Here is a 24129-nt window from a genome sequence, read left to right on the forward strand (position 1 = left end):
GGCCGAGGCCGCTGCCCTGGCTGAAGCGCAAGCGCGACGGGTTATGGCAAAGCTGAAAGCGTGACACAGCGGTTGCTCCCCGACCGTCCAGTGGCCGAAGGAGGGTCAGTGATGACAGGGTTGTCGGCCGAAATCCTAACCCCTTCGGTGGAGCGGGACGATATGGTTGGCGACGCTGGCGAGTTTCTCGCACGTTTCCTCGAACTCGCGATCGGGCCGGGACTGCTCCACGATTCCGGCGCCCGCGTGTAGCCACGATCGGTTGCCGGATTGGTACACAGCCCGCAGGATCAATGCGGCGTCGATCGCACCGGAGGGCGAGAGGGCCACCACCGCACCGGAATACGGTCCTCGTGGGTGGTTTTCGTGGCGAAAGATGGCATCGATGGCCGGGTGTTTGGGGATTCCTGAAGCCGTGATGGCGGGAAAGAGAGCCTCGACCGCATCCCACCCGTCGCGGCCTGGAGCGAGTATGCCCTGCACGGTCGAAGCCAGGTGTTGCACGCTGCCTCGTTCGCGGACCGACATGAAATCCGATACCGAGGAGGAGTCGGGGGCGGCGACGGTCGCGAGTTCGGCGAGGGCGGCCTTCACCGAGATGGCGTGCTCGACTATCTCCTTGGGGTCCGACTGCAGATGATCGCGGGCGCGGCGGTCGGCGTCGGCGCCGCGCCCGAATGCCCGGGTGCCGGCCAACGGCTCGGTGCTGATCCGGCCGTCCTCGGTGGTCGCGACGATCAGTTCGGGGCTGAATCCGGCGGCCGCCATGCCGTCGAGCCGGAACAGGAACGATCGCGCCGGGGTGTTGTGAGCACGGGCGAGCCGGTAGGTAGCAGGCAGGTCGACCGGGTACGGCACATCCACCCGCCGGGAGAGGATCACCTTCTGGTAACGCCCCGAACGGATTTCGGCCCCAGCGGCGGCCACCCGTTCACGATAACCGCTCGGGTCCGCGTGGATGTCGACGAAGCCGGGAACGTCCGACGGCGCAGGCGGACCCGTGAGAAGGTGTTCGAGCACATCGAGATCGGATGGTGTCGCGCCACGCACGACGACGCCCGATGTGGCGACCTGTACCTCCAGCCGTGGAACCATCAAGCGCGCCAAGGGTGTTCCCTCGGGGACATAGCGGTCGGCGCCGAACCGGTGGGCGCAGAGCTCGAAGCCCAGCCATCCGTACACGACACCGTCGCAACCCTGCGCGCGTAACTCGTCCAGACCGGACCGCAGACCGGCTATGGGCCGGTCGGCCCACGGCAGCACCCGATTTCGGCCTTGGTATTCGAGTCGGAGTTCACCGTGGTCCAGCTCGATACGACCCACCGGATCCGCCGCGAAGACCCAGGAACCGGGTCGCTCGTAAACGACGTGATCGCCGAACCGATCCGATGCCGCCAGAGCGGCCACCGTCGCCACCGGATCCGCCACCGCGGATATCCGCGGTCGCGACTCTGGTACCGGAACCGCCGCTGTCGAATCCACGGTCGCCATCGAAACCCCTTCTGCCCGAACTCAATTTAATGATAATGATAATCTTTTTCAACAAAGCTGGTCAGCGATGTCACCTACAGGGAGAGGCACATGGACGACTTCTATTCGCCGGTCGCGGAGTTCTACGATCTGGTTCCGCGCGCGCATCCGGAGGGCGAATCGGCACTGCGATCGACGCTGGCCGAGGTCGATCCGAGTACGGGCCCCGTGGTCGACATCGGGGCCGGTACCGGGCGGACGTGCCGCATCATCGCGGAGGTGTTGCCGCAGGCGCGCATCCTGGCCTGCGAGCCGGCGCCGGCGATGCGCGCGGTCCTCACCCACGATGTCGTCTCCGACGAGGATCTGCGGCGGCGGGTGACCATCGTGCCCGAGGGCGTGGAGTCGGTGGCGCTGCCCGAGTCGATCTCGGCGTTGGTGCTGTTCGGGGTGATCGGCCACGTCTCTCCGGAGGCGCGGCGGGCGCTGTGGGATCGCGTTCTGCCCCGCCTTGCCCCCGGTGCGCCCGTGCTGGTCGAGCTGCTGCCGATCACTCGTCCGGCGCCGCTGCCCAGGATGGCCCTGGCCCGGGAGCAGATCGGCGACCTGCTCTACGAAGGCTGGATCGAAGGCGAGCCGGGTGTCGGAGATCTCATGCGGTTGACCTCGACCTGGCAGGTCAGCGGGCCAGCCGTGCCGACGAGGACCGTGCGCAACGTCAGTGAGTGGCACACGTTCGGCCTCGACGATCTCGCCGCGGAGACCGGCCTGAGCGGTGAGCAGCTCACCACACAGGCCGGAGTGCTTCGCACGCCCCGCCGGTAAACGCGCGGTCACGCCCGTTCCGCGGCGGCCTTCCGGGCCGCCGCGGGCCGCGGCACGAGCACGGCGACGGCCGCGGTGCCGAGCACGATGAGACCCGCGCCGAGCAGCAAGGCCGAGCGGTAGCCGTGGCTGAGCGCCTCGGGTGTCTGCTCGCCGGAGGTGACCGCGGCGGCGACCGTGGTCAATACCGCGAGGCCGATCGCGCCGCCGAGTTGGCGGGAGCTGTTCAACAAACCCGAGGCCATGCCCGCGTCCGCGGGCGGGACACCGGTCATGGCGACCGCACCCATGACCACGAAGCTGGCGCCGATACCGATACCGGCCACGATCGATGGCCCGAGCAGGTCGGTAACGAACGTGCCACCCGGCCCGGCGAGACCGAACCAGGCGATTCCGATGGCTCCCAGTAGCCCATTGGCCACCAATGCCGTCCGGGCGCCGAAGCGCTTCACGACCGCGGCGACCGCGCGCATCCCGGCCACGGCGCCGACCGCGAACGGCACGAACGCCACGCCGGCGGCGGCCGGAGAGTAATGCGCCACCGTCTGCATGTGCAGGGAGACGAAGTAGAACGCGGCGAGCTGCCCGGCGGTGATCATGAACCCGAAGACGTTGCCGCCCAGCACACTTCGATGCGCCAGCAGGCTCAACCGCATCAACGGCTCGGCCACCCGCGACTCCACCGCGACGAACGCGGTCAGCAGCGCGGCCGCGAGCGCGAGGGTGCCCACGGTGACCGCCGACGCCCAGCCCTGTTCCTCGGCGCGCACGACACCGAGGATGAGCAGGACCATGCCCGCGGTGACCAGCACGGCACCGGCGATATCGAGACGTGGCCGGACGCCCTCGCGTTCGTCACCCATCCCCGTGGCCGCGGTCACCATGGCGGCGACGACGATCGGCACATTGATCAGGAACACCCACCGCCAGTCGGCGAAGTCGGTGAGCAGACCGCTCGCGACGACGCCGGTCGTGCCGCCGAGCATGGTCGATCCGCCCCACAACCCGAGGGCCTTGGCGCGGGCGGGCCCCTCCGGGAAGGTCACGGTGATCAGTGCCAGCGATAGCGGCGACAGCGCGGCGGCCCCTAAACCCTGGACGGCCCGGGCGCCCACGAGGATCGACGGGTCGGTGGCCAGCCCGCCGACGAGGCTGGCGAGGCCGAAGAGGCCGAGTCCGAGGAGCATGGTCCAGCGGCGGCCGATCAGGTCACCGAGGCGGCCGCCGAGGAGCAGGAATCCGCCGAACACGACGGTGTAGGCATTGATCACCCACTGCAGTGCGGTCGCCGAGATGTCGAATTCGGCTTGGATCGCGGGAAGTGCGACGTTCACCACCGAGAGGTCCAGCGAAACCATGAACTGCACGATCACCACGGTCGCCAGCACCGCGGTGGTTCTGTTGTGTTGCGTCATCTGTGCTCCAAGAGGTTCGAAACAAGCAGGTTCTCAACGCTTTCCGATGATGCGCAGGTTCAGCCCGCCGGCCGGGCGCATCCCGATCAGTCCGGTCGGGCGCACGTCCACGGCGACGGGCTCGCAGTCGACGTGGCCGGCCACCGCCACGAAGGCGGTTTTGACGGCCATGGTCGCGAAGTTGGCGCCGATACAGCGATGCGGGCCGCCGCCGAACGGAAGGAACTCGTGCGGCGCCGGGCGGTGATAGTCGGCCGAGGCCGGATCCCATCGGCTCGGATCGAACCGGTCCGGGTCGGGCCAGATCGATGCCAGCCTGTGGGTGTGGTACGGACTGAGGATCAGCAGGTCACCGGGGACGAATTGCTGTCCGGCCAAGGAGAATTCGGTCGCGGTCATGCGCGAGACGACGGCCGTGGCCGGATAGAGCCGGATCGCTTCGGACACGAGGTGGTCGAGCCCGGTCACGTGGTCCAGGTCGGCGGGTGCCGGTGGCGTACTGCCCGGCAGTCGGTCGGTGATCGCGGCGGTGATATCGGTCCAGATCGGTCGCTCGCGCGAGGCGCAGTGCAGCAGCCATGCCAGCTGCGCCGCAGTGGTTTCCGCCCCGGCCTCCAGCAGGCTCACCAATTGGTCGGTGATCTCCTCGTCGGACAGCCGGGTGCCGTCCGCGCCCTCGAGCAGCGCCCCGAGTACGTCGCGGCCGGGGCCGGGATGCTCGCCGCGGCGGTGAATCTCGGCCACCACCCAGCGGTGTACCTCGGCGCGTGCCGCGAGCGCCCGGCGCCAGGTGGGCAGGCCCCAGCGCTGGATCTTGCCGCGGACCAGCCCAGCGTCGACGGCGCGGTGGATATCGTGCAGCCGGGCGTCCAGACCGTCGGAGCGTTCGATCGCGGTGGAGCCGAACAGGCTCTCCAGGGTGGCCCGGCGCAGTGCCCGGCGCAGCGGCTCGTACGCCTCGACGACATCGCCCGGTTGCCATTCGGCGACGGCCTGCCGCACATGGCGGGTGACTGTTTCGATGTGGTCGCCGACGCGGCGGACGGTGAACGCGGGCGCGACGAGCCGGCGCAGCCGCCGGTGCCGGTCACCGTCGTTGGCCAGTAGCGCGGCCGGACCGGCCAGCGGGACCAGACCGGCGAAAGCGCGCTCCCAGCTGAACAACTGACTGTTGGCCAGGATGAACTCGTTCACCTCCGGTCCCAGGGTCAGCCGGAACCGCATCGGCCCCGCGCCGAGCACCGAGATCGCCCCGTTGTCCTGATACAGCCGCTGCATCGCGGCATAGGGGTCGGAGGAGAACGCGCGCAGGCTCGACAGACCGCGCAGGGTGGACCGGAAACCGGCGACGGGACGGGAACCGGATGCGTCCACGCTGGTCATGCGGCACCTCGATTCCGGTCGGTGGACGATTGATGCGGGCCGGGGCGGTCGCGGTGGCCGAGCAGGGCGCGTTCGACGATGTCGAGGACCGTGGCGCGTTGGTCGACGAGGTAGAAATGGTCGCCGGGCAACCGCCACACCGTGGTTCGGCCGGTGGTATAGCGTGCCCAGTCACGTGCCTCACCGACGCTGACCTCCGTATCGCGGTCACCGATCAGGACCGTGAGCGGGCAGTCCAGTGGGGGTGGCGTGCCGGGGCGGTAGGTTTCGATGAGCCGATAGTCGTTGACCACGACGGGCAGGATCAATTCCGCCAGTGCGGAATCACCGACCAGGGCCGCATTGCGCGGACTCAACCGCACGAGTTCGGCGGCGACCGCCGACACTCCCCGGGTGTGCAGGTCACCGGCGCGCTGATGCATGGGCGGTTCTCGTCCCGATACGGCCATATGCGCCACCGGATTTCGGTTGTCGTGGCGCAGGCGGAGCGCCACCTCGTGAGCGACGGCGGCGCCCATGCTGTGCCCGAACAGGGCCAGCGGGCCGTCCGGCAACACCTCGAGGATCCCGTCGGCCAGCACCTCCATCCGGTCGACGAGTGGATCGTCGAGCCGGTCTTCGCGTCCCGGGTACTGGACGATATGTGTTTCGATACCGGAATCGATGGTTGCGGGCCAGTCGCGGAAGAAGCCGGCCGTTCCTCCCGCATGCGGGAAACAGATCAACCGCAGCCGCGCGGCCGGATTCGGCCGCGGGCAGCGCAGCCATCGGTGCTCGAGGCTCATGCTCGCACCTCGCTGTCGATCGGGTCCGACCTGCGAGCGGTTCGCTGCTCCTCCGCGGAGGGCCTGGCGGCGAGCAATTCCGGCAGCGGCACCGCCCGCGGTGTGCCCGGCTGGATCAGTTCCGGCGGCCCGAGCACGGCGGTGAGCCGCTGCCAGATCCCGGTGACGGTTACCGCCCACTGACCGGCGCCGACATGGCGCCGCGGGTCGGCGATGTCGGCCCGCAACTCGGCCAGTGCGGCGCGAACGCCCTGCGGCCAGACCTCGTCGAAGATTGCGCGGAATGTGGATGTGCCAGCGGATTCGAGTACTTCGGTGCTCGGCGCCTCGAGCCGCTCGGTACCGGGCCCGGCCATGATCAGCCGTCCGGTCTCGTCGCGCTCGCTGTGCAGCCGCGGGCTCCACAGCACCGGGCCGTGCGTGTCGGCCAGGGTGAGTATTCCGCCCTCGAAGGCGATCGACAGCCGGTGCAGCTGCAGGGCGTGGTTGTCCGGGTCGGCGGGGTGGATCTGGTTCTGCACCCGCAGCGACAGCGGAACCCCGCCGATCACTCCGGTGACGTGCTCGTAGGGCATCGGCCGGTCGGCCAGGGCGGCCACCGCGGGTGGCACCGGTGCGGGCTCGCCGACCGCCCACGGGCGTAGCCTGCCGACGGCTCGCCCGATGATGTCGAGCAGTGGATAGACGACTTGGGCTCCGGCCATCGCATCGACGTGCAGCGGTTCCTGTTGCTCACGCAGCAGCCGGGCGGCGTGCAGGAACAGCTGAACCGGCCGCAGGTGCGGGTAGAAGGCGTTGAGCCGGTACCGCACGCCGTGCTCGCGCGCCGTCCGCAGGCAGTCCGCCAGCTCGTCCGGGTGAAGCAGATGCTCCTGCAGCACGTGGATGCCACGAGCCAGCAACCTCCGCGCCAACGCACCGCCCTCGCCGCCCGCGACCGCGGCACGCACCGCGACACAGGCGATGTCGATATCGCCGGGAAGCTCGTCGATCTCGACATAGTGCGGTACCCCGTAGGCCCGGGCGGTATCGCGGGACGCGCTGCTCCCGCGCGAAACCACCCCGGCCAGTTCGACATCCGGGTCTTCGTGCACCGCCCGCAGATACACCCGGCCGAAGGAGGTGCCGCACACTACGACCTTCGGTCTCGCGCGGACAGGGATGGAGTCGTTCACAGGATGCCTTCTTCCAGTGGTTCGTCATGGGCATGCCGGTGGGTCTGCCACACGGGCAGCGCGCCCAGATCGATCACGCCGTCGAGAAGTTCTCGGGGATCGAGGATGTCGTCGGCATAGTGCAGGCCCGCGGGCACCGCGCCGCGCAGGATGGCCATCACCGCCCGCACCGCGGTAGCCGCCGTGAGTTCGAAACTGCTGGGCGTCCGCAGCAGCGCGGTGTCGGTGCGGCCGGGCCGCGACACCGTGAATGCCATCAGATAGAACGGATCGAGTCCGGCCAGGTCGAGGTCGGCCGCCGCGCGGACCTGCGCGACGGCCCCGGCCAGCGGCTGCCGCACGCCGGATACGCGTCCGCGCAGCCCGGCAAGGGTCAGTCGCAGCGCGGAGCCCAGAAAGACGTTGTACCACCGCAAGTCGGACAGGCCGGTCGACTTGGCCAGCCGCTCGGCGTCGGCGGTGAGGAACGGCATCGTGGTCACCCGGCCGGGAAATCCGGCGATCTCGACGTCCTCTCCCACCGGCAACGCTTTTCGCCGACGACGGCCGTTCTGCCAGGCGGCCAAGGCCTCGCCGTACCAGTGACCGGCGCCCGCTCCACCCGGCGTCGCACCGGACCCGTCCGAAGCGTCGACCGACAGCGCCAGATCCCCGGCCGCGGCGGGGGAAAACGGTTCGATGCCGCCGGCGTAGACCACCAGCCGCGCACCGATCAGGTCGTCGGCCAAGAGTCTCGGCACGAGATTGGCCAATCCCGGCAGCATTCCCGCGGACAGCACCGCTGTGCGCGCTCCGTCGAACAGTGGCGAGCCTTCGAGCAGCCGGTAGGCCGGGCCGTCGCCCGATACATCGACATAGTCGCTGCCCGCCGCCAGCGCTGCCCGCGCGACCCGGTCGAGCAATAGATACGACGGTCCCGCGCAGTTGAGGACGAGACCGGCCCCCCGGCAGAACGCGGTCAATGATTCCGTGTCGTCGGCGTCGACCCGGCACCGCTGGGCGTCGGGCGGCGCCGGGAGTGCGTCCAGGCGCTCGCCGCACCGCGCGCCGAGGCGCAGTCCGGTGACGCCGAGACTTGTCAGCATCCGCACCGCGGCCCGGCCGACGACACCCGTGGCGCCGAGCACGGCAACGCGCCGTCGGCCACCCGCGCCATCGGCGTGCCGCCCAGGCGAGACGATCTCCTCGTTCGGCTCGATCATGGGACCACCACCCCCGATCCCCGCACGGGCGCGGTGATCCGGCCGCCGAGCGCCGACGAGTGGGCGGCAGCCATGCAACCGAAATGATCGCCCGGAATGTCCTCGACGGCCAACGGCCCGAGGCAGATCCGGGACCAGAACTCACCGACGTCCTCGCGCGTCCCCGGCAATAGCGTCGAGGACTCGCTGTTGCGCAGCAGCCGCACCGGTCCGAGATACGGTTCGGGCCGGTGTGCCGCCACCGCGCGCAGGCTCTGCGCGAACACGTCGAACAGGCGGCGGAATTCGTCCAGCGCATGCCCGCCGGAGTTGTAGGCGCTACCACCCGTGGACGCGGTGTGCAGGGCGGCGATGCGTTCAGCGCGCGGCACCGCCGACAGGTCCCGGAATTTCGCCGCAAGCGGTGCGTGCGGTCCGTCCAGGCTCGCGAGGGCGGCGCGCGGGATCCGGTCGGGGCTCCGGTCGAGGATGGTGCGCACGGCGGCGCCGAATGCGTCGGCGTCCCCGGGGAATCCGGCGTCTTCGAGGTCGGCGCCGACGGCCAGCGCGAAGATGTGGTCGACCATCACCTCGTCGTCCACCGCGGGGGGCTGATACGAGCTGATCACCGTGAGCTCGTCCACCACCGCACCGGCCTCGGTCAATATCCGGCCGATCTCCGTGGCGAGCAGCCCGCCGACGCAGTAGCCGATGATCCGGAAGCGGCCGTGGTGGTCCCCGTCGAGCAGTTCGGTCGCGTAGTCGGCCGCCATCCTGGTGATCACCGATTCCGGGGGCAGTTCGAGGTACCGGCTCAGGTCGGGTGCCTGCAGTCCGACCAGCGCACCCGGGTGCGCGGCACGCAGGTGCGGGATCAGCGCATGATAGGGCTGCAACGTGCCGGTGCCACCGTGCACCAGCACCCACGTCCCGGCGGGATCGGCCTCGTCGCCACCGAGCGGTAGCAGCGCACTCGCCGATTCCGCCTGTGCCACACCGGCGTCGGGGCGGCGCAGCTGGGCCGCCAGGCCCGCGACCGTGGCGTCGCGCAGCATGTGCCGCAACAGCTCCTGCCATTCGACGGCCGCGGCCTGCGCCTCACGCTCCCGCAGTCGGCCGATCATCCGTGACAGCAACAGCGAATCGCCGCCCAGTGCATAGAAATCCTGATCGCGGCCGACACGCTCCACACCGAGCATCTCGGTCCACAGGTGGGCGATCCGCTGCTCGAGCCCATCGGCCGGGGCGACGAACCCGGCCACCTCGCCGTCTCCGGAGTCATGGGATGTCCGTGCGGCCAGTGCGGCGCGATCGAGTTTGCCATTCGCCGAGCGCGGCAGCGCATCCAGCAGCCACAGCTGATCGGGCACCATATGACCGGGCAGCAGCGCGGCGACGTGCTCGGTCAGCTGCTGCTCGGTCAACGCGTGCCGGTCGCCCTTGAATCGGGCGATGAATACGCCTTGGCCCGACGTCGCCAGCGGGTCACCGTCCGCGGGCAGCGCGCGCACCCGATCCGCTCCGGCGTCGGCGAGCAACCGCAGCCACTGGTCGCGGGTGAAGAAGGCTTGTCCGGTGCCCGCGCGCACATCGGTGAAGGTGGCGAGTTCACTGAAGAACTCGAATTCCATCGATACCAGCAACGCGTAGTTGTGCTGCCTGGTCGGCTCGAGGAAGACCAGCCACCCACCGGGAGCGAGGATCTCGCGCAGGCGCGCCAGGACCTCGTCGGCGTTGCGGGAGTTGTGCAGCACGTTGGCGCACAGGATCACGTCGGCCGAATTCGGACGCAAGCCCTGTTCCCGCGCGTCGGTGTTGATGTCGAAGCGCCCGTATCGCATCCACGGATAGTCGGCGAATGTCCGGCGCGCCTCGCTGAGGAAGAACTCCGACAGGTCGGTGAAGTGATAGTCGGGCTCGTATTCGGCCAGCGCCGGGATCAGATCGGTACTGGTACCACCGATGCCGCCACCCACCTCGAGGACCCGCACTCGGCGCGGGGTTCGCGCTGCGATCGCGCGCACGGTATCGATCACGACGCGGTGCACGCCACGGGCCACCAGGTTCGTCCGGTACACCGCATGCGCAGCACCGAATTCGCCTGCGGGAAAGAGCAATTCACGAACGTCGAGGTCACCGCGCAGCAGCTCGTCGAGCCGAGTGCTGCAGGTGCGGATGTAGTCGAGGGTGGCACGGCCGTATCCCACGATGTCATCCAGTTCGTGAATGCGGCGCCACCGCTGCTCGACCATGTCCGCGTCGGCCTCGACGAGGTCGCGGTAGCGGCCGGTCTCCGGATCGTGGACAACTGCTCCGGCATGTGCCAGCGCCGTCATCCAGCGGGCGAGCAACCCGCTCTGACGGTCCGAAACGCCTGTGGCCGTGGCGATCTCGGCGATGTCGTAGGATCGGCCCGCATCGCGGAACAGCCCGTCGGCACGCAACCGCGCCGCGATGGACAGCACCGCCACCTCGTCGACCGCGCGCATCAGCGCCTCGAACGATTCACCATCGATCTCGCCGCGGACCGTGGCGGCGGCGGTCTCGGCGGCCTCGAGTATCCGGTCCCCGGCCGGGTCGGCCGCCGTAGGCGCCGACGGGTCGAGCGCGATCTCGGCGAAGCCGAGCAACCGTGCCCCCGGGCCGTGCGCGTCGAGCACGACCGCGGCGTCGGCGACAGCGCGGTGACGGCGCAGTGCCGATTCGATCTCGCCCAGTTCGACCCGGTGTCCCCGGACCTTGACCTGGCTGTCTTCTCGGCCCAGGAACTCGATCCACCCGCCGGGGTGGAACCGCCCCAGATCGCCGGTGCGGTACAGCCGGGCACCGGTACGCGGATGCCGGAGGAACCGCTCGGCGGTCAGCTCGTCGTCGTGCAGGTACCCTTCGGCCAGACCGACACCCCCTATGTACAGCTCGCCGGTCACATGCTCGGGGCAATCCTGCGACACGCCGTCGAACACGTGCACGGTCTGATTGCTCAACGGTGTGCCGTACGGGATGCTGCGCCACCGCGGGTCGACCTCGCCCACCGGATGATGGATCGACCAGATGGCGGCTTCGGTGGCCCCGCCGAGGCCCACCACGCTGAGACCGGGGTGTTTCGCGTGGACCCGGCCGGGCAGGTCCAGCGGAATCCAGTCGCCGGACACCAGCGCCAGCCGCAGCGATCCGGCGTCGTGACCCGGCGCGCTGTCCAGGAAGTCCTGCAGCATCTGCAGTTGGCCGGGCACGCTGTTCCACACGGTGACCGCATGGCGCTGGATCAGGTCGGCCCAATGCGACGGGTCGGCCGCCCGCGCCGCCTCCGGAAGTACCAGCGCGCCCCCGGCGGCGAGCACCCCGAAGATGTCGAACACCGAGAGATCGAAGCTCAGATTCGCCAGACCCAGCACTCGGTCGCCGGGGCCGACGGCGAAACGCTCCTCGAGATCGTCGAGGGTGTTCGCGGCGGCGTGGTGCGTGACCACGACCCCCTTCGGTTCCCCGGTCGAGCCCGAGGTGTAGATGACGTAGGCCGGATCGACCGGGTCGGCGGAGCCCGCGAGATCGGGCGCGCCGTCGTCGCCCGCGACCTCGTCGACGAGAATCGCGGGCACGGCGGCGGGTGGTTCACCGGCTGCGTGGAGCCAGGACTGCGTCAGCACCACACCGGCACCGGCGCGGCCGAGAATCCGCTCCCGGCGCGCCGCGGGCTGGGCGGCCTCGATCGGCACATACGCCGCTCCGGCCAGCAGCGCCGCCAGCGCGGCGACCACCTGCTCGGGTCCCTTCTCCATCACGATCGCGACGCGCTGCCCACGCTCGACTCCCGCCTCGCGCAACCGGATCGCGGTAGCGGCCGCACGCCGGGCCAATGCGGCGAAATCGAGTGTGCCGGTCGGGTGGATCACGGCGGGCGCGTCCGGATGGGTGGCGGCCCGATCGAGGATCCGCTGGTGCAGCAGCCGGGGCGTGCGATCCACAGCGGTGGCGTCATAGGCGTCGCGGCGCACCTGTTGCGCGGTGGGCAGCGGCACCGGATATCGGGCCGACCAGGTCCCTGGGGCTCGGGCCAGATCGGTGACGAGGTCGGCGAATGCCGCGAAGGCATCGGCGGCGGTGTCGCCGGGCAGCACGCCGCGCCGGACGTCCCACGCCAGCAGTAGCCCGTCCTCGTGCGGGGTCACCTGGCAGTCGAGCCACACCTGCGGCGTGCGGGTCATGCCGCGCAGGATCCGGCCCCGCTCGGTCGAAGGGAAGGCGTCGCCTTCCGCACCGAGGGTGCTGGTATACACCACCGGCATGAGAACCGGGGCGCCCGCGCGGCGGGTCAGCTCGCCGAGGACCTCCACGCCGTCGAACAGGCGGTGATCGAGGTCGGTGAACAGTTGTGTGGTGATCGCCCGGGCGCGGTCGGTGAAGGTGTCCTGGTCGTCGAGGTCGATACCGAGCAGGCTGACCGAAGTGAAATCGCCGAGGACGGTATCGATATCGGCGTGCACCGGGAGGCGGTTGAACACCGGCAGGTTCAGGGTGAACCGGCGGTGCCGGCTCCAGCGTCCGATGACCTCCGCGTAGGCGGTCAGCACCGCGCCGGAGGCGGTGAGCCCGTGCGCCGCGGCGTGACCAGCCAGACCGGCCAGGTCCGCGCTGGTCAGCACGCGGTGGTGCCGGTCGAATTCGCCGGTGCCGGAATCGGATCCGGTCTCGGTGCCGAAACGAACGTCGAGGGCATCGACCGGGAGGGCGGGCGCGGGCGGCAGGTCGTCGAGCCGACGCTGCCAGTAGTCGCGGTCGCGGTGGTACCGCGAACCGTTGCGCAGCCGTTGCACGCCGAGCACATAATCGCGGAACCCGATCGCCGGTGCAGGTCGGGAATTCGACCGGCCGTACACGAGGTCGTCCAGCTCGGCCAGCAGTTGCTGCACGCTCGCCGCGTCGAGGACGAGCAGTTCCACCAGCAGGTGCAGGATGCTCCCCCGGTCGGTACGGGTGACGTGCAGATCGAACAGCGGCCACTGCTCGCTGCTGCGGGTCCCGCTCAGCATCGCGTCTCGCCTGCGGTCGCGCTGGGCGGCGAGGGCGGCCGCGTCCTCGCCGCGGGCATCGGTCACCGGAATCCGGTAGTGAGGCGCCTGCGGGTGGATGCGCTGGTACCCGTCACCGTGCACGGTGGCGCGCAGCATGTCGTGGCGCCGGACGAGTTCGTTCCAGGCCGCTTCCACCCGGTCGGGTTCGACAGCGGCATAGTCGATTTCGAGATAGCTGGTGCAGGCGACGCCGCCGTAGGCGTAGGCGTGGTTGCGGCCGATGAGATAGGCGGACTGCACCGGAGTCAGCGGAAACGGTTCGTGGACGGCGCCCGGGTCGGCGGTGACCCGAAGGGCCGCCTGGTCTCGGGTGAGATGGTCGATCACCGCGGGTTTGTGCGCGACGAGCAGTTCCCGGTGTTCGGCGGTGAGCACTCCGCGGGGCGCGCGGAACCGCAACCGGTCACCGTCCACCCAGAGGTGGATCCCGCGTCGTTGTAGGTCGGACACCAGATCGACGGGGTTCACAGGACACCTTCCTCGAGGTCGACTTCGTGCTGCGGCAGGCTCCGCGCGAGCCCGGCGATGGTCGGCGTGGCGAAGAACTCGCGCAGAGTCACGGCGATGCCGAGTTCGGTTTCGAGGCGGCTCACCAAGCGGGTGGCCGACAGCGAATCACCGCCCGCGGCAAAGAAACTGATCTGCCGATGCGACGGCGCCGCGCCGGTTACCTGTCCCCACACCTGCCCGATCCGCGTCTCCAGTCCGGAGCGGATCGGTTCACCGGGCGTGGATTCCACTGCCGACAGGGCGCTGTCCGCGCGGCGGGCCAGCGCCGCATGGTCGATCTTTCCGTTGCCGGTGAGCGGTGGGTCCGGCAACGAGATCAGCGCGGGCAGCCACGCGGACGGAACGCGGGCCGCGACGAAGTCCGCCAGGTCCGCGGGCAACTCCGGTTCGGTTGCGCCCGTGCCGGTCTCGGGCTCGACGAACGCCACCAGCCGGGTGTGCTCGCGGTCGCCGACCGCGAGCGCGAGGGCGCGACGGACGGCCGGGTGCGCGCTGATCGCGTGTTCGATCTCGCCCAATTCGATGCGGTGGCCCCGGATCTTGACCTGCCGGTCGGAGCGTCCGAGAAATTCGAGTAGTCCGCCGGGACGGTAGCGCCCCAGATCCCCGGTGCGGTACCAGCGGGTGCCCGCGTCCTCGAGGAAGGCGGCCGCGGTGAGCTCCGGCTCGCCGCGATAACCGCGGGCCACACCGGCGCCGCCGATCCACAGCTCGCCCACCGCCCAGTCGGGGCGGTCGCGGCCGGCTTCGTCCACGACCCGGTACCGCTGATTGCGCAACGGGAATCCGTACGGGATCGAGGTCCATTCCGGATCCACCGCATCGACCTCGAAACAGTTCGACCAGATCGCCGCCTCGGTGGCCCCGCCGAGCGCGAGCAGCCGACAGTCGCGCGACAGCTCGCGGACCCGGCGGGGCAGGTCCAGCCCCACCCAGTCACCGGACACCAGCACCAGTCGCAACGTCCGGGGGAGGCCGGGTCCGGCCTCGGCGACGGTGAGCAACATGTCGAACACGGCCGGGACGCTGTTCCACAGCGTCACACCGTGATCGCGGGCCAGCGCCAGCCACCGGAGCGGATCGCGCCGGTCCTCGTCGCCGGTGACCACCGCGCTGCCACCCGCGCCCAGGACGCCGAACACGTCGAACACCGACAGGTCGAAGTCGGCGGCCGCGACCGCGAGCACCCGATCGCCCGCGCCGATGTCGTAGCGGCACCGCAGGTCGTCGAGGGTGTTGACCGCACTGCCGTGGGTGATCTCGACGCCCTTCGGAGTCCCGGTCGAACCCGAGGTGAAGATGACGTACGCGAGGTCGCCGGGGTCACCCCGGTACACCGGCGCCGGGGGACACCGGTCCGCCTCCGCGATATCCACGATCCGGCACGACTCGGGCACCTCGCCGCAGCGCTCGCTGTCGTCGGTGAGCAACACCGACACCTCGGCGCTGTCGAGTATCGCGTTGCGGCGCTGCGGCGGTTGATCTTTCGCGATCGGCACGTACGCCGCGCCGGCGGCGAGGATCCCGTAGAGCGCGGCGATCTGCGCGGCGCCGCGCGCGGCGGTCACCCCGACCGCCGCCCCGGACCGTATCCCGCGCTCGATCAACAGCGCGGCGATCCGCCTGCTGTGCTCGGCCAGCGCGCCGAAGCCGATATCGGTGTCCGCATCGATGAGCGCCGTGCGGCCGGGGTCGGCCGCCGCGACATCGAAGAACGATGTGTGCAGCAGGCCGCCGCCGGGCGCCTCCCGCGGGCTCGGCCCGGTGGTGTCGTTCGCCCGATCTCGCACCGCGCGCTGCTGGGGCGGAACCGGATCCGGCAGGGGCAGTGTCCAGTCCGCGTCCGCGAGACGGCGCAGCTGTGCCACGTAGGTAGCGAACATATCGTCGACCATCCCGGCGGGGAACAACTCGTCGACCGAGTCCCAGCTCAGCAAGAGGCCGTCGGGCAGCTCGATAACCTGGTGGTCCAGCCAGACCTGCGGCGTCTGCGAGCAGGTGTGGTCCGGCCAGCGGACCGCCCAGGCCAGTTCGTCGTCCACGCCGAGCATGCTGGTGAACACCACGGGTACGGGTTCGGCCGGCGCCGCGTTCTCCCGAGCGAGTTCGCGCAGCACGCGCACCGCCGAGACCTGCTGGTGGTCGAGATCGCGCCACAGCTGTTCCTGCAGCCGCCTGGCCCGGTCCAGCCAGCTCTCCACATCGGCGGGGCGGTCGGCCAGCAGAAGCAGCGAGGTGAAATCGCCGACCACCCTGGTGATGTCGGGGTGGACGTCGCGGCGATCGAAGCGGGTCAGGGTGACGGTGAGGTCGCGCTGTGCGCTCCACGCGCCCAATACCCATGTGTAGCAGGCCACGAGCAACACGCTCGGAGTGAGCCCGAAGGCGCGGCCGCGCTCGGTGATGCGGTGCCAGGTCTCGCGTTCGAGCCGCGCCTCCCGCCGGGCGAACCGCGGACGGTCGATGCTGCCGGGCGAAACACGCAGCGGCAGTTGCGGTCCCGGCGGCAGATCCGCCGATCGAGCCCGCCAGTACGACAACGCGCTGCGGATCTCCGCCTCCGACGGAGCACAGTGGGTGACGTAATCGCGGAATTCGATACCGAGGGGAGGCAGCGGTGTACCCGGATCGGCGTACAGCCGCATCCATTCGGAGACGAGCACCAGTGTGCTGAGGCCGTCGGCGATCAGATTGTCGAAGACGGCGCACACCCGGGTCCGGTCGCCGTCGCGGACGACCCGGACCGCGAACAGCGGCCAGGCGCCCGCGTCGCGCGCCGCGCCCGACAACTCCGCGCGCAACACCGATGAGGCGGTGTCGATATCCGCCTCGGCGGCAACTGTTTCGGCGTCGATGATGGGGATGCGGTATGCGGGAACCTCGGCGAGCACCCGCTGCATACCGTCCGGGTCGATGATGGCCCGCAGCATCGCGTGCCGCTCGATCAGCCGGTTCCAGGCGTGTTCCAGCCGGGTCGGATCGAGGTCGGGCCAGTCGTATTCGAGGTAGAGTTGGGCGCCGATGCCACCGAGGTCGAAATGGTCGGACCGGCCCAGCCAGTAGGCCGTCTGGATGTCGGTGAGCGGGAACGGGTCGTGGCGGCGGGCCGGGTCCGATTCGAGTTGCGGCGCAGAGGAATCCGGCGATTCTCGGGGGCCTACAGTGATCGTGGCGGCGAACTCGTGCAGGACGGGGTGGGTGAACAGACGAGCCAGTTCCGCCCCGTCCAGCCCCTCGGACCGCAGGCCGCTCATCAACCGTGTGGCGACGATGCTGTCACCACCGAGATCGAAGAAGTTGTCGGCGCGGTCGACATGGTCGACGCCGAGCAGGGCCTGCCAGAGGCGCGCGACGGTCTGCTCCACCGCGCTGTCGCCGCCGGGTGTGTCGGGCGGTGTCTCGCTGCGGGCCGGGGCCGCCTCGCGCAGCGCCCGCGCTGCCGCGTCGCGCAGCGTGCGTTGTTCCTCGCTCAGCACCTCGGGCAGCGGCCGGGACCAGTCCATCTCGGCCAGTCCCTCGACGAGCCGCACATAGCCGTCGAACATCGCGGACGTCGTTGCCGCACCGAACAATTCGGCCACGACGTCCCAGTCGATGCCGATACCGCCCCGGTTCTCGGACACCTTGTTGTCGAGCCAGACCTGCGGCGTCTGGGTAATGCCGTAGATCGGTTCCGGGAAGGCGGGCGACAATTCCAGCGACGCATCACCGTTCGCGACGCCGAGGACGCTGGTGAAAACCACCGGCATCGGCGCGGACGCGGTACCCCGGTGCCGGGCAAGTTCGCGCAGCGCCCAGATGCCGGAGGCGTCGCGATGGGCCAGATCGCGCCCCTGCTGCCGATGCAGACGCTTCGCGACGGCCGCGAAACCCTCTCCCGGCGCCCAGCTGTGGCCGAGTAACAGCAGCGACGCGAAATCGCCGACCACGCCGTCCACCGCAGGACTCGTCTCCACCCGATCGAACATGGTGACGTTCACCGTCAGCGCGCGCTGTGCGCTCCACTCACCGAGCAGCTGGAAGTAGCACGCCAGCAGGGCGGCGTTGGGTGTGATCCCGTGCGTGCGCGCGGCCTGGGCGATCCGATGCCACCGGTCGGCGTCGATCAGGTGCCGCAGGCGCACGAAACGGGGCCGCACAATCTCGCGCGGCGCTCGGACCAGCGGCAACGGCGGCGCAGGCGGCAGCTCGCGGACGCGGCGTGCCCAGTACTCCTGCGCGGCCGCGGTGCGGTGCGGATCGGATCCGATCTGACGCACGTAGTCGCGGAACGACAACGGCACGGGAGGCAGCGTGGCGTCGGGATCGCGGTAGAGCCGGTCCCATTCGGTGAACAAGACCATGATGCTGCGACCATCGGCGATGATGCTGTCGATTCCGGCATACAGCCGCACGCGGGTCACCCCGTCCCGGCCGTAGGTGGCGGCCCGGATCGTGAACAGCGGCCAGGTTAGTACGTCGAAAACCTGGTGCGACAACACTTCCCGAAGCTGGTGCAGAGTGAACTCGGGCGCCCGTCCGGCCTCGATGCGCTCGATCCGGTAGTGCGGGACCTCGGGGAGAATCTGTTGCGTCCCTTGCGAAGTCACGACCGCGCGCAACATCTCGTGCCGGGCGATCACCGTGTTCCAGGCGGCCTCGAGCCGGTCCAGGTCGACCCCCGCCCCGTCGAACTCGAGGTAGAAATGCGATCCGACGCCGCCGAGTTCCATCCGCTCCGCGCGGCCTATCCAGAACGCCCGTTGGACGTCGGTGAGTGCGAAGGGGTCGTGCCGCTGCTCCGGCTCCGGGCGAATCACCGGCACGCCCTCGGACTCGCCGAATGTCAATGCCGCCGCGAACGCGGCCAGGGTGGGCGTGGCGAACAACTGGGCCAGATCGGCGCCGGACAGCCCTTCGCCACCGAGCCGCCGGATCAGCCGGGTGGCCAGCAGACTGTCTCCCCCGAGCATGAAAAAGTCGTCGTCACGCCGGATCTCATCGACGCCCAGCAGTTCCCGCCAGATCGCCGCCAGAGCGACCTCTGTCCGACCCTGCGGCACCGAGATCCCGGCGGGTTCACCGTCGCGGCCGCGCACGAGGAGCATTGCCCGCACGGCCGCCCGATCGACCTTGCCGTTCCGGGTGATGGGAAGTTCGGCCGCACGTATGAAACGCCGGGGAACCATATAACCGGGCAGGCGGTCGCCGAGCCAGGCCGTCAACGCCTCGTCCTCGACGGCGTCGTCCGCGACAACGACGACAGCGCCCAACTGCCGGGTCGCGTGTTCCACCACGGCCGCCGCCGCAGCGGTGACCTGCGGGTGGTCAGCAAGAACCGCCTCGATCTCGCCCAATTCGATGCGGTGGCCACGGATCTTGACCTGATGGTCGGTGCGGCCGAGGAATTCGATCGTCCCGCCGGGCCGGTAACGCACGAGGTCACCGGTCCGATACCAGCGGGCTCCGTCGCGGTCGACGAACCGCTCGGCGGTCCGCTCGGGGTCACCACGATAACCGTGCGCGAGGCCATGGCCCGTGACCCAGAGTTCACCGGGCACCCAGTCCGGCCGGTCCCGTCCATGTCCGTCGACGACACGGCAGCGCGCGTGCGGCAACGGAATTCCGTAGGGCACGCTCGACCAGTCGGCGTCGACAGCTCCGACCTCACAGATCGTCGCGTGGATCGCGGCCTCGGTCATCCCGCCCAGGCCCGCGAACCGGCACCCCGGGACGAGTCGGCGCAGCCGATCCGGCAGATCGACGGTGACCCGGTCGCCGCCCAGCATCACCACGCGCAGCGCGCTGCCGAGACCGGAGTCCGCGGCGGCGACGAGCAGCATGTCCAGCAGCGCGGGCACGGCGCTGATCACCGTCACATTCCAGCGGCGGACGAGTTCGGCCCAGGCCGCGGCGTCGCGGCGCTGTGCCTCCTCGACCACCACCACGCTCCCGCCATAGGCGAGGAATGCGAACAGGTCGTAGGCCGACAGGTCGAAATCCAAGGCGGACAACGCGATCGTGCGATCATCCGCCCCGATGCCGAAGTGCGTGTTGACCGCGTCGACCGTAGCGGCCACGGCGCGATGCGGCACCTCGACACCCTTCGGGATTCCGGTGGAACCGGAGGTGAAGATCACGTACATGACGTCTTCGGGATCTACCGCGACTGCCCCGGCCGCGGGCTCCGCGTCCCGTGCCTGTGCGGGCAGGACCAGATCGATGCCGTCCGGCACACCGGCCGCGGCGGCGTCCGCGTCGGTGACGACCAGCCGCACACCCGCCGCGCGATAGACCTGCTCCCGTCGTGCGGCCGGAACGTCGACTCCGGACGGCACGTAGGTCGCACCGGCGGCGAGCACTCCGAGCGTCGCCACGATCTGGTCGACGCCCTTGGGCAGGGTGACGGCCACACTGTCACCCCGGCCGATTCCCCGGGCGGCCAGCAGCCCCGCCATGCGGTAGGCGGCCGCCGCGAGGTCCCCGTAGGAAATCGGTTGCTCCGCGGTCAGTAGCGCGATGCGGTCCGGTTCCGCGGCGGCGCGGGCGAAGAAGCGCTCGTGCAGGGCGGTCGGCGCCGCGCCGTCGGATGCGGAAGCGGCCGCATCCGGGGTGCCGAGGCCCGCGATGATCGGCCAGGGCGCCTCGCGCCGCCACGCGGTCTCGTCGTCCAGGAGGAGGTCGATGCATCGGATGTAGGCGTCGAACATCGCATCGAGCATCCCGGACGGGAACAGCGACACCCGGACATCCCAATTCAGCAGGAGACCGCCGTCGACCTCGGTCACCTGAGCGTCCAGCCACACCTGCGGTCCCTGCGACACGGTCCAGCTCGGTGCGCCGAGACAGGCGCGGACATCGGGCGGGTACAGCTCGCCCAGGCTCAGCGCGCTGGTGTAGACCACCGGCGCCAGCACCCGTGCACCGCCGTTGGCCCGGCTCAGATCGCGCAGCACCTCCACGCCGGTGTAGGCGGCGTAGCCCGAGACTTGTCGCAGCCGTTCCTGAATCGCCTGTCCCCGTTCGGCAACCGGCATCCGGGTGGACAGGTCGACGTCCAGCAGCACCGAGCTGGAGAAGTCGCCGACGAGCCGATCCACGTCGTCGTGCAGCGGTTCCCGGTCGAATACCGGCAGATTCAGCAGGAACCGATCGGTCGCGCTCCAAACGCCGATCGTCTCCGCGAAGACGGTGGCGAGGGCGGTCGCGGTGGTCAGTCCGGCACGGCGGGCGCGCTCGTGCAGCAGGGCCACCCGTTCCGGCGGCAGCCAGCGGTGGCGGCGTGCGACTTTCGGCCCGCCGGTGGCGTTCTCATGCGCCAGCAGGGGAAGTTCGGGAGCCCCGGGCAGGGTCGGCAGCTGTGTGTGCCACCAGTCACGGGCCCGCGAACGAGCCTGCGCCCGTGCACGATCGCGCTCCGCGAGGTACCGGGCGTAGCTGAAATCGATGGCGGGCAGTGCGCCGGGGCCCTCGTGGTACAGGGTGGTCAGATCGGCGAGGAGGGTACGCAGGCTCAAGGCATCCGCGGCGATCATGTCGAGGTCCAGGTGCAGGCGCGCGCGGCCGCCGGGAAGCAGGGAGACCCGGAGGTCGAACACTTCACCGGCCGCGACGTCCATTCGCCTGTGCGAGAGGACATCCCGTGTGTCCGCCAGTCGCCGCGCGGCTACGTCTCCCGGCAGTGAGCGGAGATCGTCGATGAACAGGCCGCGCCAGTGCCCGCGTTCGGTCACGCGCTGCATCCCGGCGCCGTCGATGGTGATGCGCAGCATCGCGTGCCGCGCCGTCAGATCGCGCACCGCCCGATCCAGTCGATCGAGGTCGAGACCGTCGTCACGATCGAATTCGGTGTAGAGATGCGCGGCAACACCACCCAGTCGCTGCGAGTCGGCACGCCCGACCCAGAACGCGTGCTGCATCACCGCCAGGGGGAACGGCGCCGTCTCGTCCCTCTCGACTGCCCCGGCAGCCACTGCGGGTGGATCGTCGGAGTTGTTGCGCTGCAACAACTCCCACCACATGCGGAGGGTAGGACCGGCCAGCAGGTCCCGGTACTCCACCCGGGCGCCCGCCCGACGCATCAGTCCGGAGATCCGCATCACGGTAACCGAATCCAGGCCCAGGCCGAACAGGTCCACGTCGTCGGTCAATACCTCGGTGGGCAGGCCCGACAGAGCGCCGATCGCTTGCCGCAAAGTCTCCACACTGTCGCCCCAGTGCGTACCGCTCACCGCATGCGCACGCGGCAAGCCCAGCTGTTCCCGCATCACTTTCCCACCCTTAAGAAATGACAATCATTTTCATTAGGGTAGAATCTACGACGTTCGCAGGACGCCGTCAACTCGCGGCGATGAGCTCCGGCGCGGCAAATGCGTTCGCAGCGAACGTCTTTCGCGCTCGACAGAGGAAGGGTCCATGCCAGGAAAGCATCCCGTCGCGCTGGGAGCGGCCCAGGAAACGCTGCTGATACCGCTCTACGCCCGCGCACTCGAGACCCGGAAGAGGCGGCCGCTGGTGGCCGACCCCCGGGCGGTCGCCATGGTGGAACGGATCGACTACGACTTCGCCCGGCTCGGCACGGGGCGCAGCATGATCGGATCGGTCATGCGCGGGCTCACGGTCGACGCCTGGGTCGGACGGTTCCTCACCGCACACCCGAGCGGCACAGTGGTCGAGATCGGCGCGGGGCTCAATACCCGCTACGAGCGTCTCGACAACGGCACCGCCGGATGGGTCGAGTTCGACCTGCCCGACGTGATCGCGCTGCGCCGACAGTTTTTCGACGAGACCGAACGGCGCACCATCCTGTCCGCCTCCGCCGTGGACGACACGTGGGTGGCCGCCGTCCGTGAACGACCCGGCCCGTACCTCTTCGTCTCCGAGGCGGTGCTGATCTATCTGCCCCAGCCGGACGCGGCGACGGCGGTCGGGCGCATTCAGCGGGAATTCCCCGGCTCCGATCTGATCCTCGACTCGTTCTCACCCGCCGGTCTCGCGGCCCTGAACGGGCACGACACCCTGCGGCATATGAGCGCGCGGCCGGGCTGGGCGATCGACGATCCCCCAACCGATTTCGCCGCCTGGGACGTCGGATTGTCGGTCCTCGAGTCCCGCACGGTCACCGACCCGCCGGGCGAGGTCCGCGACCGGCTGCCCTGGCGGTTGCGCGCGACGCTGGCCCTGGTCGACCGCAGCGCCAAGGCCGCTCACTATCGACTGCACCGGCTGCATGTGGCCGGTGCACCCCCCAGGAAGCAGGCATGACACCTCATCTGCGTCTGATGAACATGATGTTCGGGACGATCTGCTCCCAGGTCGTCGGCGCCGCGGCCCGCCTCGGCCTGGCCGATCACCTCGGTGATGCCGAACTGACCCCCGCCGAACTGGCCGCGGCCACCGGAACGCATCCCGGTGCGCTTGCCCGGCTGCTGCGCGCCCTGGCCGCCCTCGACCTGGTGACCGAGACCCGGGCGGGTGCGTTCGGGCTGTCCGAGACCGGCATGCTGCTACGAACCGATCGACCCGACTCACAGGCCGCGGCGGCGCTGCTGTTCACCGATCCGGCCATGCTCCGCGCCTGGGAGCGTCCGGAGGACGCGGTCCGCACCGGACGCCCGACGTTCGAAGGGTTGTACGGCACCGATTTCTTCGGCTTCCTCGCCGCGAATCCGCAACTGTCACAACGATTCAACACGACGATGCGGCAGATCACGCTACCGATCGCCCAACTGCTCCCGGCCAGCTACGAGTTCACCCGGCACCGCACGCTGGTCGACGTGGGAGGCGGCGACGGCACCGTCCTGTCGGAGATCCTGCGGGCCGTTCCCGGGCTGCGGGGGGTGCTGTTCGACAGCGCGGCCGGTCTCGCCGAGGCAGCGGCCACGCTCGCCGCGGCGGCGGTGACCGACCGCTGTCGCGTCGAAGCGGGCGACTTCTTCTCCGCCGTCCCCGCCGGTGCGGACGCGTACCTGCTCAAGAGCATCCTGCACGACTGGGACGACGAGCGCTGCGTGGCCATCCTGGGCCGGTGCCGGTCGGCGATCTCCGATTCGGGGCGCCTGCTGATCGTGGAGACCGTGCTGCCCGAGGCCGCCTCCGGCGCCGAGCCGGCGCTGTACCTCAGCGATGTGAACATGCTCGTCAACATGGGCGGGCAGGAACGCACCCGGTCCGAGTTCGAAACCCTCTGCGGCCGAGCCGGATTCAGTATCACTGCGGCGCATCCGATGACGCCGCCCGCGCCGTACTCGATCATCGAGGCGAAACCGGTCTGAGTGATCCCCCCGGCACCGCACGGCCCGCAACGTCAGCCGCCCTCCCCGCACAGCAGAGAT

Annotated in this window: 11 protein-coding genes; 3 read left to right on the forward strand and 8 right to left on the reverse strand. The window is 69.9% G+C overall.

The features are described 5' to 3' along the window. Window positions 1–135 precede the first annotated feature (135 nt). Window positions 136–1428 (reverse strand): salicylate synthase, encoded by a 1293-nt coding sequence (locus ACYVLQ_RS06640; RefSeq protein ID WP_460696495.1) that lies wholly within the window; start codon window positions 1426–1428, stop codon window positions 136–138. A 153-nt stretch (window positions 1429–1581) separates the two neighbouring features. Here ACYVLQ_RS06640 and ACYVLQ_RS06645 point away from each other — a divergent pair, with 153 nt between their 5' ends. Beyond that, the gene (locus ACYVLQ_RS06645) at window positions 1582–2295 is read left to right on the forward strand and encodes a class I SAM-dependent methyltransferase (RefSeq protein ID WP_460696496.1); all 714 of its coding nucleotides are present in this window, start codon (window positions 1582–1584) and stop codon (window positions 2293–2295) included. 8 nt (window positions 2296–2303) lie between these two features. Here the strand turns inward: ACYVLQ_RS06645 and ACYVLQ_RS06650 are convergent, their stop codons facing one another. From ACYVLQ_RS06650 to ACYVLQ_RS06680, 7 genes are read right to left on the reverse strand one after another with little or no spacing between them, the layout of a single operon-like run. Further along, the gene (locus ACYVLQ_RS06650) at window positions 2304–3710 is read right to left on the reverse strand and encodes an MFS transporter (protein WP_460696497.1); all 1407 of its coding nucleotides are present in this window, start codon (window positions 3708–3710) and stop codon (window positions 2304–2306) included. 33 nt (window positions 3711–3743) lie between these two features. Beyond that, window positions 3744–5093, reverse strand: coding sequence for a cytochrome P450 (locus tag ACYVLQ_RS06655; protein WP_460696498.1), 1350 nt, complete (start codon window positions 5091–5093; stop codon window positions 3744–3746). Beyond that, window positions 5090–5878, reverse strand: coding sequence for a thioesterase II family protein (locus tag ACYVLQ_RS06660; protein ID WP_460696499.1), 789 nt, complete (start codon window positions 5876–5878; stop codon window positions 5090–5092). The genes ACYVLQ_RS06655 and ACYVLQ_RS06660 overlap by 4 nt, the downstream gene beginning before the upstream one ends. Next, on the reverse strand, window positions 5875–7053 hold the full coding sequence (locus ACYVLQ_RS06665; protein ID WP_460696500.1) for a Gfo/Idh/MocA family oxidoreductase: 1179 nt from the start codon (window positions 7051–7053) through the stop codon (window positions 5875–5877). Before ACYVLQ_RS06665 ends, ACYVLQ_RS06660 begins: the two co-directional genes overlap by 4 nt. Then, on the reverse strand, window positions 7050–8255 hold the full coding sequence (locus tag ACYVLQ_RS06670; protein ID WP_460696501.1) for a saccharopine dehydrogenase NADP-binding domain-containing protein: 1206 nt from the start codon (window positions 8253–8255) through the stop codon (window positions 7050–7052). Before ACYVLQ_RS06670 ends, ACYVLQ_RS06665 begins: the two co-directional genes overlap by 4 nt. Then, a complete protein-coding gene (locus ACYVLQ_RS06675) occupies window positions 8252–13774 on the reverse strand; it encodes a non-ribosomal peptide synthetase (protein WP_460696502.1) in 5523 nt (1840 codons plus the stop codon). Before ACYVLQ_RS06675 ends, ACYVLQ_RS06670 begins: the two co-directional genes overlap by 4 nt. After that, window positions 13771–22062, reverse strand: coding sequence for a non-ribosomal peptide synthetase (locus tag ACYVLQ_RS06680; protein WP_460696503.1), 8292 nt, complete (start codon window positions 22060–22062; stop codon window positions 13771–13773). The genes ACYVLQ_RS06675 and ACYVLQ_RS06680 overlap by 4 nt, the downstream gene beginning before the upstream one ends. A 148-nt stretch (window positions 22063–22210) precedes the next feature. On the opposite strand from ACYVLQ_RS06680, the gene ACYVLQ_RS06685 reads away from it, so the two are divergent. After that, entirely contained in the window at window positions 22211–23059 is an 849-nt protein-coding gene (locus ACYVLQ_RS06685) for a class I SAM-dependent methyltransferase (RefSeq protein WP_460696504.1), read from the forward strand. Then, entirely contained in the window at window positions 23056–24069 is a 1014-nt protein-coding gene (locus ACYVLQ_RS06690) for a methyltransferase (RefSeq protein ID WP_460696505.1), read from the forward strand. The genes ACYVLQ_RS06685 and ACYVLQ_RS06690 overlap by 4 nt, the downstream gene beginning before the upstream one ends. The last annotated feature ends 60 nt before the right edge of the window (window positions 24070–24129 follow it).

Source organism: Nocardia thraciensis (genome assembly GCF_054782435.1).

What these genes read in the sequence shown, in the direction of transcription:
- ACYVLQ_RS06645 (WP_460696496.1), top strand. Translation starts at nt 1,582, where the DNA reads ATGGACGACTTCTATTCGCCGGTCGCGGAGTTCTACGATCTGGTTCCG.
- ACYVLQ_RS06690 (WP_460696505.1), top strand. Translation starts at nt 23,056, where the DNA reads ATGACACCTCATCTGCGTCTGATGAACATGATGTTCGGGACGATCTGC.
- ACYVLQ_RS06680 (WP_460696503.1), bottom strand. Translation starts at nt 22,062, where the DNA reads ATGCGGGAACAGCTGGGCTTGCCGCGTGCGCATGCGGTGAGCGGTACG.
- ACYVLQ_RS06655 (WP_460696498.1), bottom strand. Translation starts at nt 5,093, where the DNA reads ATGACCAGCGTGGACGCATCCGGTTCCCGTCCCGTCGCCGGTTTCCGG.
- ACYVLQ_RS06670 (WP_460696501.1), bottom strand. Translation starts at nt 8,255, where the DNA reads ATGATCGAGCCGAACGAGGAGATCGTCTCGCCTGGGCGGCACGCCGAT.
- ACYVLQ_RS06660 (WP_460696499.1), bottom strand. Translation starts at nt 5,878, where the DNA reads ATGAGCCTCGAGCACCGATGGCTGCGCTGCCCGCGGCCGAATCCGGCC.
- ACYVLQ_RS06650 (WP_460696497.1), bottom strand. Translation starts at nt 3,710, where the DNA reads ATGACGCAACACAACAGAACCACCGCGGTGCTGGCGACCGTGGTGATC.
- ACYVLQ_RS06685 (WP_460696504.1), top strand. Translation starts at nt 22,211, where the DNA reads ATGCCAGGAAAGCATCCCGTCGCGCTGGGAGCGGCCCAGGAAACGCTG.